The organism is Terasakiella sp., assembly GCF_048267425.1.
Taxonomy (GTDB): Bacteria; Pseudomonadota; Alphaproteobacteria; order Rhodospirillales; family Terasakiellaceae; genus Terasakiella.
Genome location: NZ_JBLWXN010000008.1, coordinates 86,918 through 101,303, shown reverse-complemented (window position 1 = coordinate 101,303; position 14,386 = coordinate 86,918). Strand labels below are relative to the sequence as shown.

The 14,386-nt window shown below is 48.0% G+C and carries 8 protein-coding genes; 3 read left to right on the top strand and 5 right to left on the bottom strand.

From position 1 onward, the window contains the following. The first annotated feature begins 14 nt into the window (after window positions 1–14). Window positions 15–878, top strand: coding sequence for a D-amino-acid transaminase (locus ACN0VA_RS13040; protein WP_417821583.1), 864 nt, complete (start codon window positions 15–17; stop codon window positions 876–878). On the opposite strand, the gene ACN0VA_RS13035 is transcribed toward ACN0VA_RS13040, so the two are convergent. The 5 genes from ACN0VA_RS13035 to ACN0VA_RS13015 are packed head-to-tail and all read right to left on the bottom strand — an operon-like array spanning window position 875 to window position 6,544. Continuing rightward, window positions 875–2,074: an NnrS family protein gene (locus ACN0VA_RS13035; protein ID WP_417821582.1), complete on the bottom strand. Its 1,200-nt coding sequence runs from the start codon at window positions 2,072–2,074 to the stop codon at window positions 875–877. The genes ACN0VA_RS13040 and ACN0VA_RS13035 overlap by 4 nt on opposite strands. After that, window positions 2,071–2,814, bottom strand: a complete 744-nt coding sequence (locus ACN0VA_RS13030; protein ID WP_417821581.1) for an ABC transporter ATP-binding protein — start codon at window positions 2,812–2,814, stop codon at window positions 2,071–2,073. Before ACN0VA_RS13030 ends, ACN0VA_RS13035 begins: the two co-directional genes overlap by 4 nt. After that, complete coding sequence (locus ACN0VA_RS13025) at window positions 2,814–3,608, bottom strand: ABC transporter permease (protein ID WP_417821580.1); 795 nt, start codon at window positions 3,606–3,608, stop codon at window positions 2,814–2,816. The genes ACN0VA_RS13030 and ACN0VA_RS13025 overlap by 1 nt, the downstream gene beginning before the upstream one ends. A 17-nt stretch (window positions 3,609–3,625) precedes the next feature. Continuing rightward, a complete protein-coding gene (locus ACN0VA_RS13020; protein WP_417821579.1) occupies window positions 3,626–4,624 on the bottom strand; it encodes an ABC transporter substrate-binding protein in 999 nt (332 codons plus the stop codon). A gap of 15 nt (window positions 4,625–4,639) precedes the next feature. Next, window positions 4,640–6,544 carry a TonB-dependent receptor gene (locus ACN0VA_RS13015; protein WP_417821578.1) on the bottom strand — a complete coding sequence of 635 codons (1,905 nt, stop codon included), beginning with the start codon at window positions 6,542–6,544 and terminating at the stop codon, window positions 4,640–4,642. A 505-nt stretch (window positions 6,545–7,049) separates the two neighbouring features. Here ACN0VA_RS13015 and ACN0VA_RS13010 point away from each other — a divergent pair. Beyond that, on the top strand, window positions 7,050–7,400 hold the full coding sequence (locus ACN0VA_RS13010) for a DUF333 domain-containing protein (RefSeq protein WP_417821577.1): 351 nt from the start codon (window positions 7,050–7,052) through the stop codon (window positions 7,398–7,400). A 54-nt stretch (window positions 7,401–7,454) separates the two neighbouring features. Next, window positions 7,455–14,366 carry an RICIN domain-containing protein gene (locus ACN0VA_RS13005; protein ID WP_417821576.1) on the top strand — a complete coding sequence of 2,304 codons (6,912 nt, stop codon included), beginning with the start codon at window positions 7,455–7,457 and terminating at the stop codon, window positions 14,364–14,366. The last annotated feature ends 20 nt before the right edge of the window (window positions 14,367–14,386 follow it).

Sequence of the window (14,386 nt, the reverse complement as noted above, 5' to 3'; positions counted from 1 at the left end):
TAAGGGATAGTTAAATGAGCCGTATTGTTTATGTGAATGGCGCATTCGTACCGGAAGAAGACGCGAAAATCTCCGTCTTTGATCGCGGATTTTTGTTTGCAGATGGGGTGTATGAAGTTTCTTCCGTACTGGATGGTAAACTAGTCGATAACGCAGGGCATATGGTCCGGTTGCACCGCTCGTTAAATGAATTGGATATGGCAGCACCGTGCAGTGATGAAGAAATTGAAGCCGCGCAGATGAAGTTGATCCAAGATAACAACGTTGTTGAAGGGCTTGTCTATTTGCAAGTAACACGTGGGGCGGCGGATCGTGATTTTGCTTATCCCAAAAATGCCAAGCCAACTTTGGTCATGTTCACACAATCCAAACCTTTGTTGAACGATCCAACCGCCGATAACGGCATTTCCGTTGTGACCCTGCCGGATTTACGTTGGGGACGTCGCGACATCAAAACAGTCGGTTTGCTTTATCCCTGTATGGCGAAGATGGAAGCCAAGGCGAAAGGGGCAAATGATGCATGGTTGATGGACGATAACGGTTTTATTACCGAGGGCACATCGAACAATGCCTATATCGTGACGAAAGACGCCACCATTGTCACCCGCCAGTTAAGCAATGATATCTTGCATGGCATTACCCGCAAGGCCGTGTTGGCCATTGCGAAGAACGCCAATCTGAAAATTGAAGAACGTCCCTTTACACCTGCGGAAGTACAGAATGCGCAGGAAGCTTTCTTTACATCTGCTTCTGCCTTTGTCATGCCTGTCGTTAAAATTGACGGACAAGATATTGCAAATGGCAAACCGGGCCGTATCACCCAACAGCTTCGTGAGATGTATATAAAGATTGCGCAAGGGCAAATAGAGGCTGGTTAGTGTTTTTCTGGCAATACCTTTTGCTGATCTCGACAAAAAATAGGGATGAACTTGGATAAGAACAGGATAAAGCCCAATATCATAAAGCAGGCGGCACCATCATAACTGGCTTCAATCGGCAACGGATTGTCGGGAATGGCGGGTAAGACGCGCAATCCCGTTGCCGTAATCATGCAAAGAAGTGCCGCAATCATGCGTTTTGGGACGATGAGGTCAAAGCCTGAATGACGTAAGCCTGCGATTGTGAAAACCATTAAAATGGCTGTTCCGATTGCACCGACGCCGAAGAAGTGTCGTAAGTCCGTCGCAGCCCCCAATTCCCAAAAGGCGTTTACCCCCATCCCAAGACAACCCAGTGCAATCCAGAAATTAGCTACATATAAAAATTGCACATAAGGCTTAAGCAAGACGCGGCCCACATGAAAATCCGATAGACGGTCCATCAATGCCGCCCCGGCAGCTAAGGCAAACCATCCCATAATAGAGGTTTCAGGTATGATGATATCTGCAGCGGCAAAAAATAAAAAGGTCACGCTGGCGAGGTTGCGTCGATAAGGATAGGGGCGAAATAAACTGTCTTGATCGTTCTGTTCATCTAAGGCCAGACGGATCACCACCATCGAAATCCGGGTGGATGTAATGATGATCCCGAAAATGAGGGCATAAATACCACCTAACAAGGCACGTCGGGACAGTTCAAAATCTTCACCTACCCCGGACCAACCAAGGTAAACAGCGATTTGTGCCCCGATAAACAGGCATATCATGGGAATGAAAATATGATGACGCTTGCCGCTTTCTTTCATCAGATGGGGTAGCGTATGCCAAGCCAGTATAAGGGGAAAGGCCACATTAAGCAGCCCAACCAAAAACAAGGGCAGAAGATCAATCAAGGCAACAGACAGCCGCCCGAAAAGCCATAAGCCGACATATAAAGCCAGTCCGCGACCTTGTAAATGTGTCGCCCCTGTCCATTCAGGAATAGCAGTTAAGAGAAAACCTGCCAAGGCCGCTGCGCCAAAACCGAAAATCATTTCATGGGCATGCCAATCAGAAAGGGATATCGTTTCTGGTGTGAAGGCAATTCCTTTTAAGACCAGCAGCCAATAGGCCAGCAATCCAATTGCAGATACGCCGGAAAGAATGAAAAAGGGGCGAAACCCCCATTGGAAGATAAAGCCGAGGTCTATTTTCATAAGGCGTGTTCCTCGTTCATTAGGTCAAAGGCCGTACGCACGTCATCTTCTTCCAAGAGCTGCCCCACCCGTTGATAGACAAAGCTGTCAGTTCGTTCTTCAAAAGGAATATCGATTTTAATTTCACGAATAATGCGCCCCGGTTCCGGTTTAAACACCAGTATGCGCGAGCTGATACGGACAGCTTCCAACAAATCATGGGTGATAAAGACAGCCGTTAAATCATTGTTGTGAATTTGTTCCATCACAAGATCCTGAAGTTCGCGACGCAGGCCGATATCGAGTGCGCTGAACGGTTCATCCAGCAACAACAGGTCGGGGGAAATGGCCAATGCCCGACCAATGGCGACCCGTTGGCGCATGCCGCCACTAAGCTCATCCGGGTATTTTTCCAAATCATCCGGGGTTAAACGCAGACGTTGAGCTATTTTGTCAGCATGGGTGCGTTGTTTGAAACGTCCGACCCCACGCGCTTTTAATCCCATTGCAATATTTTGCCAGGCCTTGCGCCACGGCAGTAAACGGTCTTCCTGAAAGACCATAGAGGTACAGCCAAATTCGTTTTTGATCTTTCCTTCGCTGGGGTCAATCAATCCGGCACATATGGCCAATAAAGTCGTCTTGCCGCAACCGGAGGGACCAACTAGTGAGACGACTTCTCCTTTGCTGACGTTTAAGGAAACATCTTCCACCACATTGTCGAACATATATTTATGGGTGATTTGGGATAAGGAAAGCATTATTTCATCCCCAGCGATGTTTCATCCTGACGCCAGGATTCAAGGTGGCGTTTCAGGGGTTCCAGAAACAGATATTCAAAACCCAATAACAAAATAACAGTTGCCATGATCCAGCCCATTGCGGTTGCGGTTTCCAGATTAACCCGGGCGAGGGCCATACCGGCACCGATGCCTTCGTTGCTTGCCAGCAATTCTGCCATGATGGTGACTTTCCACGCCATCCCAAGGGCGGTGATCCATGCGGGAAATAAATAGGATAAAATATGGGGGAGGTAAAAATCCCATAATTTCATGGTCAATGGGACATTGAAAACCATACTCATATCCAAAAAACGTCGATCAAGGGTACGTGTGCCTTGCACGGCGGCGGCAAAGGTTAAAGGTAGCGTGGTCACAACAACTGTAAAAACCGGGGTAGCCCCCCCCATCCCGAACCAAAGCAGGGCCAGCACGATCCATGAAATCGGCGGCACCCCCATCAGAAATGTCACAATCGGGCGGGCGGCCCGTGCGGTCGTCATGGACAGGCCCGCCAATATACCCAAGGCGCTGCCAACAACAACGGACAGGATAAACCCGCTTAACGCGCGCGATGTCGTAATCAATACGTAAGTCCAACCGTTTTCCTCTTTCAATGCAGCCCACAGGGCATGGAAAGTTTCAATCGGTGTGGGAAGAATAAAACTGCCGTAAAGAGTGTTCCCAAACTCCCAAAGCGCCATAAGCAATAATAAGCTGCTTATGGCGCCCCAGCCCCCCCAGATATAATGAAGGCATGCCTTAAAATATGTCATGAAACGTTGTGCGTTCCCTAAAGCCCGAGATAGAAATCAGCATCCGGCAGTTTGCCGCCAATAATTTTTGGTGACAGTTCCGCCAGACGTGTGAAGAAAGCTTCGATCTCTGCCTTGGCATCCAGTGCCAATGTGGTTTCAAGATTGACATATGGCATGGAAAGTTCTGTCACGGCGGCCTTCACGCCCAAATGGTCTTCGGCAATGACGCCTGCATCTACCGGATTGTTTAACGCCCATTGGGAAGAACGGATGCAATCGGCCTGCAAGGTTCTTAAAACATCCATATGTTTATCTGCCAAATCAGCGTTCACCAACAAACCTGCCTGTGGAATGCGGGCCGGACCATTGGTGGCAACGCCCCATTCCTGTTGAATGTCTAGGACGCGGCGGACACTGCGGGCATTCATTTTACCTTTCAAAATGGTTGCCGTTGCAGCCGGTTCGGGCAGGATGACAATATCAGCTTTGCCCACCATCATCATCTGGACGACTTCCATCGGGGTGGTCGCATAAACCAGATTAAAATCTTTGCCCGGCTTCATCCCGGCCTTGGCCGTAATATATTGGAAAACCAGATCGGGCATATCGTTTTTAAACGGCATGGTGACTGTCTTACCGGCAATGTCTTCCAGCTTGGACACAGTGTCATCCGACGACATCATATAAAGCAAGCCCCATGTCATAATATTGAGCATGCGAACAGGCAGTCCTTTGTTATAAAGGTTTGCACCCACATAACTTGGAACACCGCTGACTTGCATATCCCCGGATACGATACCGGATCGCAGTTGATCCGGTGTGCGCCATGCCTTGAAGGTCAGATTATCGACCAAGGCACGTGTTTTGCCTTTTTGTGCCAAATGGGCCAAGGCGACGGACGGCCCGACAGGCGGTCCCCATAAGGTCAAATCGCGTAATCTTTCGGTTGCCCCAAAGGCAAGGCCCGGAAAAGCACTGCATGTGAGAGCTGCCGCACCGACCCCTAATAATTTACGACGTGAAAGTTCAGTCATTTTCAATATCCTTGTTTAGAAGTTTGCAACAGCGCGCACGTAGAATGTCCGCCCGGGTGCATCCACAGCCGCGCGGGCCGTATTGGCAATATGTTCCCCGGTGATGTGTTCGTTATATTCTTTGTCAAATACGTTATCGACGCCGAGACTTAGACCAACCTGATTGTACAGCTGCACACCACCATAAAGATCAAGCGTGGCAAAAGCACCGGATGTACCGTCTGTATCCATGCCTAACCCGGTTGTCGCATCATCATCCAATCGGGATTGGCGACCGGAAAAACGTAATTTTGATCCGACATTCCATGTGCCAATAACATCCAGGTCATCGGTGTAATCAACCAGCCAATAGGTCTCAAACGGACGAACCTGATAAAGGGGACGATTATCACTGTCATTATCGCCATAGGTATAGGTGGCAACCAGTCGTGTGGCCAAATTGGTATTCACATTCCATTGTACTTCGGCCTTCGCCCCGATCAGGGTGGCATCCACATTGCGTGAAATGGTCGCATTGTCAGCCAACAAGACACCGGATTGCCCCCGGGCCTTGTCGTATGTGATGAAATCGCTGACTTTGTCATAATAGGTGCTGAAGCTTGTTTTCCACGCGCTGCCTTGACCGGTGGAACGCTGATAATCCTTATACCCGTCACCTTTGAATTCAACGCCAATTTCCGCCTTATGGTGTTTTTCAGGGTTCAAATCCGGGTTCCCGATCCAACGGTTGGCGGAAGGACCGGACAGGGCGTGCCAGCGTTCCTTGTTATCGGGGGAGCGAACCATACGACCGACTTCCCCAAACAACATGCCATTGGACAGATCAATATCTTGTTCCAGCTTCATTTTTGCACTGATGTTATGGTCTGTAACTTTGGCATCGGTTGCCCCGTAATACATGCGATAAAGGCTCATGGCGCTGATATTAAAAGGCGCGGGGTTCCCTGTTGGTGTAATATCGGCCTTGGTGGCTTCGGCATTACGATAATCATATCGCAGGCCGAATTTGGCCCGTGTTGTGTCACCTAAGTTCGTTTCGCTATCGCCCCACAAACTTGCAACCGTTTGCTCCACATCGGGAAAACGATAGGAGTTGATGACGTCGCCAAGCGTCACATTGTAACGGGTTGCCTCGTGATCATCTTTTTTAAGGGAGAAGCCAACCGCATTGGTAAAACCGTTTGTTTCAAACCGCCCGGATGCACCACCTTCGTACATGCGTCGGTCCGTTTCCACCCGTAAACGGGCACCTGTGGCATCACGTACCGTGTAGTTATCTGCGCGTCTCATCACATCAATTGCGGAAAAATAAGTCTGCAATTCCTCAAAGCCACCCACATCTTTAAACGTTAAAAATGCTTTGCCGATATGACGTTCCGTTTTATGAGGGTCCATTGCGTGGTGGGGTTGCTTGTCATCATCAATGTGATCCATGACCCCGATAAATTTAAGTTCTGTAGTTGCGTTCGGCGTTAAGCCCAGAACGACCTGACCCAGTGTGCGTTCGTACCCAAAATGCAGGTCATTGCCATTGCGGTCTTCATAATTGCCCGCATCATCGCGGCGCAAACTGCCCATAACAAAACCGGACCCGCCGCGTTGGGCGGCTTGGGCTGCCCCTGTTTTAATGCCACCGTCATATCCCAAGGATATTTTGGCCGTTTTTTTCGCCGTCGCTACCTTATCAGCTGCGCCGGGTGTGTTTTCAACCGTTCCCTGTTTGAACTGATGTTCTGCCCGACCCATAATGTGATCGGGTGCCGTAATAATAGGCGGCGGCCCCATATGGACATGAGACTTCATTTTTGTTGTGTCCACGTAAGGAGACTGCGCATACCCTTGCGCCGATCCCAAGGCAATGGCACAGGTTGCCATCGCCCAAACACTACGGTACATCTTCAGATTAATCTTAACTGACATTTTGAATCCTCACATTAGGCAAAGTTCAACCGTTCACCCAATAAGCCCTTATGGATGTTGATAAAAATTCGATATTCACGATTGCTCGTGCGGAGTATTGATAATGCGAATCATTATTAATGTCAATTGACGTTGGTCAATTTGTGGCATCAATATCCATTTTCATCTTTATTGCGTTATGTCAGAAGATGAATTGAATGGCCCTAACGGTGAATGCAAGCGGGACTATTAAAAACAATTTTGTGTTTTAGCTTCAGGACCTAGTAATTTACTGGCCACTTAATGACAATTGTGACTCCTTCATGTCAGGAAAAAGCGGGTCATCCAACTCCACTTTTCCATACAGATTCATATTGATAACAAGCCATCTTCTGTAGCTGCCATAAAAAAGAGGCTACTTACAGTTTGTACTAACGCTCAGCTAACGAGGGTTTGTTAAAAGGCGTCTATGAACAAATACACGCCAATATTTATCTGTTTTGTGCTTCTCGCTCCCAGCTTTGCGATGTCATCGCTAGCTATGGTGACGTTGCCTAACCCGGCCAGCGCACATTGTAATGTGCTTGGTGGTCAATCCATGACGGAGACCTTACCAAACGGAGCGGAATTTGGGGTCTGTCATTTTGATGATAACCGTCAATGTGGTGAGTGGGCCTTGCTGCGTGGCGACTGCCCCGTCGGGGGTGTTCGTGTGACAGGATATACAACCCCTGAACAACGCTATTGTGCCCTGACGGGTGGACAGTTGGGCGGTAAAGATAATCTTGAAATTTGTACGATGAGAAATGGGGAGGTTTGCGTTTTAGCGGACCTTTTCAAAGGGATATGCCCATCGTTCACAAAAGGTCGAATGTAGTGCTTTGCGCAAAATGTGTGGACGCCATGTTATGAATCATAAAGGAATTGCAGTATGTTAAAGCTTGCTCGCGTTTTGTTGTTTTTGAGTGCTTCTATGATTGGTGGAGAGGCGCCTGCATTCGCTGAGAGCTTGGAAGACCATATTCCCGGTGCTACAAAATTTAAGGCGTTGGAAAAAGTTGTCGTGCAGCACGTTCAAAGGCAAAGCGACCGGGTGGTCGTGACAGGGACGCTGAATGGCAAGGGTATGCGTTTTACGCAACTCACGGCCAAAAATGTGCTTGCGTTTTATGTTGAACCGGAAATCGGCACGCTGATCGCATCTGATTTGATACCACCCCTACGTGACCTTCCCGGTGTGAATGAGTTTGGGATTGACCGGGTGACATTTCAGGAGCGCACTCTGCAAGCTGAGGCCGATATTGAAATCGACCATGTGCCGTTCGGTGTGTTGTTCGACTTTCCTAAAGAAAATGTAGTTCTGCGTTCCGATGCGCCGGATAGTCGGGCTCGTCTTGGGGCGGCAATCCCTGTGTTGCGGGATATACCGTTGGTGAAGGACTTGATTGTAAAACAACTCAGCCTGCAGGCGCGAAATCGAGTTATCGAGGTGGCCGGAAAGTTGAACGAAGCGGAGACGAGCCTGAGTCTGGATGTGAGTAAAGGTTTGCGTGCTGCAGTCGTTTCTTTGCGCACCAACACAACGCCTATAGCGTTAGGCACTGTCATGACAAACATGAGAAATGTGCCGTTGGTCAACAATTTTGCTTTTGAAAAACTATCTTACGGACTAGATACCAAAACATTTGACCTGACCGGTAAGATAGTTGATGCCGAGGTAACGTTAACGGTCAATCTTAAAAAGGGGATTGAGGATGCGCAACTTAGTCTAAAGGCGACGAGGGCACCCCTTTCCCTAGCAAATGTGATTGTGGAGCTGAAAGACGCACCAATAGTCAACGATTTGACGTTTGAGGCATTGACGTACGATGTGCGCACAAAAATGCTTGCCGGAACAGGTATGCTGAATAAGGCAGAAGCAGAGGTGACCTTGGATTTGTCCAAAGGGGGCAAGGCGGCAATCATTGATTTAAAGGCAACGCATAACCCGCTGACATTGGGCCAAGTTCTAACGGATTTAAACGACGTGCCCTTGGTAAATGTATTGGGATTGGTCGATATATCTTACAACCATCAGACCAAAACCATTATGGGCGAAGCTCGGCTACATAGGGCTTCAGGTGTGTTGAGCCTGGATGTGAAAAATGGCTTGCAAAACCTGATTGTGGATTTGAAAGCGAAAAACGAAATTGTGCTCTCTGATGTGCTTGATAATCTTGAAGGTTTGCCCATCATCAATGAGTACGCATTTAAGGATTTGAGTTATCGTCGTGCTGATAAAAACGTCATGCTCACCGGGGAATTGGGAAACGTTCGTGCTGTGCTTAGCCTTACGACGGGGCCTGCGCGTGAAATGGTGGTGCACGCGGATAAGCCCGTTGGCCTAGCCGATGTTCTTGACCCGCTAAAGGGAGTTCCCGGCATAGGGTTGTTCGGTATTCAGTCGATTGGAGTGAAAGACAATACCGTGTCGGCGGACTTGGCATTTGGTAAGGAAACCGCGACTTTGGCCGTGTCAGTGAAACCTTCAGGTGGCGCTAAAGCACTAAAATCAATGGTGCTTAATGTTACGCCCGATACGTCTCACATCTCTGTCGCTCAATTATTTCCAGAGTTATCAGGTGTGCCGGGATTTAAAGGCGTTAGTTTATCTGGACTGAAATTTGTCGAGAAAAGCAAAGAGCTAATGGCTTCCATAGACTTTGCTTCCGGCGCGAAAGCGACATTATCCACGAATAAAGACACCTCCCAAAAGTCATCAACGGGTAAAGGAAGTGGCGGCATACGGGTGTTCAAGCTCAAGAGCCCTGATTTGTCTTTGGGTGATGTGATCCCATCGCTAAGCCACATTGCGCTATTAAACACTCTAAAGTTTGATGAGCTCGATATTACGAAGTCAACAATCGATGCAACGGTGGAACTGGGGGGCGAAACGGTCAAGATTTTCGCTGGGATCGGCAAGGGGTTTGCTGCATTGGATTTTGGTGCATTGGATCTAGCTTCGCTGATCCCTGGTGCAGGGGAAGGTGTGTTGAAAGGGGTGAAAATGGCCCGCTCCGTCTTTGTTCTTGCGAATAATACAGGTGTTACACATGATGATCTGCCGGACGATATGAAAATTGATGCGGGCGATGGAAATTCCAACACGGCGTTCAAGAAGGGGGTGAACTTCCTTGCCGCGATCCGAAAAGCAGATCTTGGTGAGAAGCTTTCCGGTCTCTTGAATAAATTATCCATCAGTGCACCGAGCTTGCCCGTAGCGGGCATGTTTCCCACCGAAATTTTTGATTTTATCAAAGGTGGTGCAGGGGACGTGAAAAAAGAAATTGTCACAGTTATTTTAGACTCTTTGGACATTGCCATTAATGTGCCTGCTCCGGCTATCAAGGGGATGGACAAGATTTTGACCTTTGAGGATGCGCACCTGTCGATCAGTGGTAATCAGGGCAACGATGTGTTTTGGGGCAACCTTCCCTCGACGATGCAGGCAAAAAAACCAACAGGACGTTTGGATGTGAGCTTGCGGAGCGGTGTGAAATTGCATCTAAATGCTTTTGGCTCCAAAACGTCTAAACCGATTGCGCTGACGTCCTTGATCGACATGAACGTAGATGATGGTAAAGGCTCGGTTTCCATGTTGGGTTTGGTCGACGGTGAGTGGGAGCACCCGTTCGGTATCAAAGGTCTAACGTTTGAAAAAAGTGGATTTGATATTGCCTTGTCAGGTGGGGAGGGCGGCGCGGAAGTTGATCTCAGCTTTTTTAGCGATGCAAAACTACACGATAAGGATGATGTCGTCGTCGATGCCAGCTTTGTCGAAAGAGGTGGTCTACCGCACTTGGAGCACTTCATTGTTCAAGGGCCAATAGCGTTGTCGGACGTGGCGGGGCATTTGCCGAACGGTGGGAATTTCATCTTGCACGCCTTGAAGATTTATCCAGATGGTATCGAAGCGAAAGTCGAAGCCAAAAACAAGTTGTTTGATGAAACCACAAATCTGTATTTGTTCGAAATCGACACGCCCAGTGGCAAGAACATCGTTGCCGCTATTGATTTGGCATTTAATGCGAAAGCCAACAGCAAACAGAATTTTTCACTGGGTCGTTTAGCAAAGATTGCCGGCCTCAGCGGGGACAAGGTGGGGGTGATCCAAACCAACCTGAATGCTATGGCTGTGGCGAATGCAGCTTTGATCCTTAGCAATAAAAAAATCTATCCGTTGGCGGTGGACAATCTGAAATCGGGTGTCGCCAAAGACTTGTTTACGGACATTTTTGGCACCTCTCAAGTACCTGTCAAACTGGACAATGTTACATTTTTATCCGACTTTAAAGCGGATTTGATGGGGGATATCGGCGACAAATTGGTGAATGGTGTAAAGGGCGTGAAGCTCGGCTTGTCCGAACAGGCCATCATCAACGGTGCGATTGGCGGTTTGTTTGATAGCGATCCCTTGAATCTGGATTTGGAATTCTTGCTGGCGCAAAGCCTTAGTCTAGACGATTTGCAAAAGACCGGTTTAAAGCTGCCGTCGTTCCTCAAGGCGAAACCGAAATGGGCTGGGAGTGCGGAAAAGGTCGGCCTCTTTCTCAAGGTTGTGGACACAACATTTGAGGTCGGTTTGCTCGCTGGGTTTGATGTCGCTTACAACTATACGACATTTGATTTTACCGGAACTTTGGGTATTCAACTGGCCGAAGAAGAAATCGGCCTGAGCCTCACTGGTGCGATGAGCGATACGTGGCAGAATGCCTTGGGTATTAAGGGATTTGAACTTGAAAATGTGACGGTCAGCGGCGAAGTCGAAGTAGAACCACCATCGATTAAGTTGGGCTTGGCCGGGGATGCTGATTTTTGGGGGCACAATATGTTAACCGCAGGCGATATTATTATTGGTTTGGCGGGTGAAGTCCCTATTCCCGAGGGCCTAGGGGTGAAAACAAAGATCAGCACCCTTGATGTTGAAATGTACGAAATAATCGACACAGTTGCATTGGCTTCGTACGTGCCAAACATTGTGGTGTCACCATATTTGTGGCCTGCCATATTGGTTGGTGTCGTCGCTGATGTTGCTCTGTCAGAAGGATACACAGTCATCTACGACGAAGTGAAGGGCAAAAAGGTCACAGGCAAACAATTGGCTGAAGCTCCTTTTGCGGAATCAGCCCGACTGATGAAAGACTTTGCAAAACTGCAAGGTTGGATCTTTGGGGGCAAAGATATCTATATGTCATTTGCAACTCCGGGGGCATCGGATGCCAATCTTGGTATCCCAGACGGCATTCACTTCAGTGGGAAAATTGAACTTTTGGGAGGCTTGATTAAGTCGCCATCAATCCAGCCTGATATTGGGTGGATCTACAAAATTGTCGAAGCGGTACATACGGCAGAATCGGATGTTAAAAAAACTGTCTCTGGCGCGGGTAAAGCAGTGGCACATGGAGCATCGGATGCAGGTCATGAAACCAAGGCGTTGAGCGAATCTGAGTTCAAAGAAATGAAACGCAAACTCAATCTCTTACGTGATATTTTGACACATGAACTGGGGCTGGCGAAAAAGAAAATCGAAATCGACTATCCCAAGCCCACCAAAAAGCAGGTGCAGGACTTTCTTGCGAAGATGAGCTTTACCCAGACAACACCCTTCAAGCTGGGCGGTCTGGAATTTCGCAACAATCATATCTCTATGATGCCGTTTAAAATCACATCGACAACCTCGCTGTTTGGTAACGAAGAAGACGTCGAAATGTTTTTCAAGGACGGAAAATTAGTGTTGCAGGCTAAAACCAAGTTGGAGGTTATTGGTGAAACCGATTTATTGCTCGAGTTCGACCTGAAAAAGAAAGACTTTATTATTGCAGGTGAATATTCCAACAATTTGGATCTGAAAGATTGGTTGGTAAAAGAAGTTCAGAACGGTATCAAGCAAATCGCGAGCACGGCGGACTCTAAGTACAAGACATTGGAAAGCGATTTATCGAAAGTTCAAGACCTGAATAAAAAAGCGCAAAAGGACCTTGAACTCGCCCAGAAAGTAGCTGATGCCGTGTCGAAGGATGCTGTTAATCGGCTGCGCAATACGACGCAAGGCTATCGTCGTGATTATGAATATGCAAATAACAAATATAACGGTTGTCATGGCTGGAAAAAATATTACTGCAAATCAAAGTGGTGGCCCCGCAAAGGTCTAGCGTGGGATACATGGAAAGCCAGTGATGAATTGCTAAAGGATGCAGAGAAAGCTCTGAGTGAAGCGAAGGCCTTGGCCATAGCTGTCCACAAAGCTGAGATCAAGGCAACCGACGCCGCGACCAAAGTCGCTCTTGCCGCGAAGGATGTTGCGGCAGCCACAGATATCAAATCGATCATCACCAAAGGATTAAGCAGCTTTGCCAATGACGCTGAGCGCATGGCCAACGTATTTAAGGTCGATAAGGCTTTTATTGGAGGCAGCGTTCAGGATGTTGTGAAGGGAAAACCCTTGGTGATGGAACTGTATTTCGAACTGGATGGAAAAAAGTATCGCGAATATCTAGCCTTCAGTCCAGCAGACCCCGAGTTCAATAGCCTTTCGTTTGGCTTGATGCCGATCATTGCAGCAGAACATATCGTTCACGATTTGGAAGAAAAGTTGGAACAAGAGTTGAGCTCATTGAAATCGCTTGGCAACCTTGCGGACAAACTGACGACGTGGCTGCAGGCGCACATATATGAATTGGTGGGCGGCTTGCGTGACGGTCTCGAACAACGCATTGCGAACATCGAGTACGAACTGAGCCAGGAAGAAAGCAAGCTTCAAAAGGTCTTCGCAAGTCTGGACGGTCACGGCGGCAAGTTTTTAAAGGGATATCAAGATTTGACGGACCAGACCAATGCGATCTTGTCCACATACAAGATGACGGACTTCATGCCCCATAGTGAGCAGTTCACCAATCGGTACTTAGCCGTTGGTCATAGTGCCTTATGTTTGGGTGTTGCTGCCAATGGTGTCGATGTTTATCAGGAAAACTGCAAAGACGTTGAAGCCGAGCGCTGGACCGCTGAGCCAGTGAAGGATTTTCAGGGCGGTTACATTATGCTCAAAAGTAAAGGCCTGTGTTTGCAGGCGCGTGATCCTAAAGCAAACAGTGGCCAGCCGTTGGTGTTGGCAGAGTGTAATGGGAAAGATGATCATGAAAAGTGGAAATTCATCTCTCAAGACGAGGTGTATAGCAAGTTTGTGAATCGGTTTTCTCAAAAGTGTTTGCACTTTGACACGGTTAACGCCAATGAAAAGGCTGGGTATGCTATTTGGACGTCGTGTTTTGGTGCAGACAGTCAGGGCTTTCGAATTATCGAAGATGCTGAAAAGCCGACCTACCACGAAGTCAACCAAAAGATCAAAGCACAGAACGGCTACTGCCTACAGGTGGATAAAGATTTTGAAAGCTACTTCAACAAAACCCGTAGCGGTCATTCAACATCAAATCATCAACATTTGATCAACATGCAACGTCAAATGGACAACCAGCTGTTGGTTGGGGCATGTTCCGCAAATGACAATTCAAGTTTCAATTATGTAGAAACCGTCGATGGTAACTTGAAGCTTGTTCACGCTCAGTCTGGGTGGTGCGTGGTTCCAGGGATCCAGGGGGAAGGTTTGATTTTGATGCCTTGTGACAACGGGGACGACATGTTCTGGCAAATCCACGCCATGAGTGAAAGCACCTTTACTTTACGTAACAAGTCAAAGACGAGATGTATTGACCTTGAAATGAAAGATGCAGGAAGAAGAGAGCACAAGGCCAGCCTGGCGTCTTGTCAGAAGCGCCCAGAACAAGATCTGGAGTTCCTTAAACCATGATGCATACTCGACGAAATAGG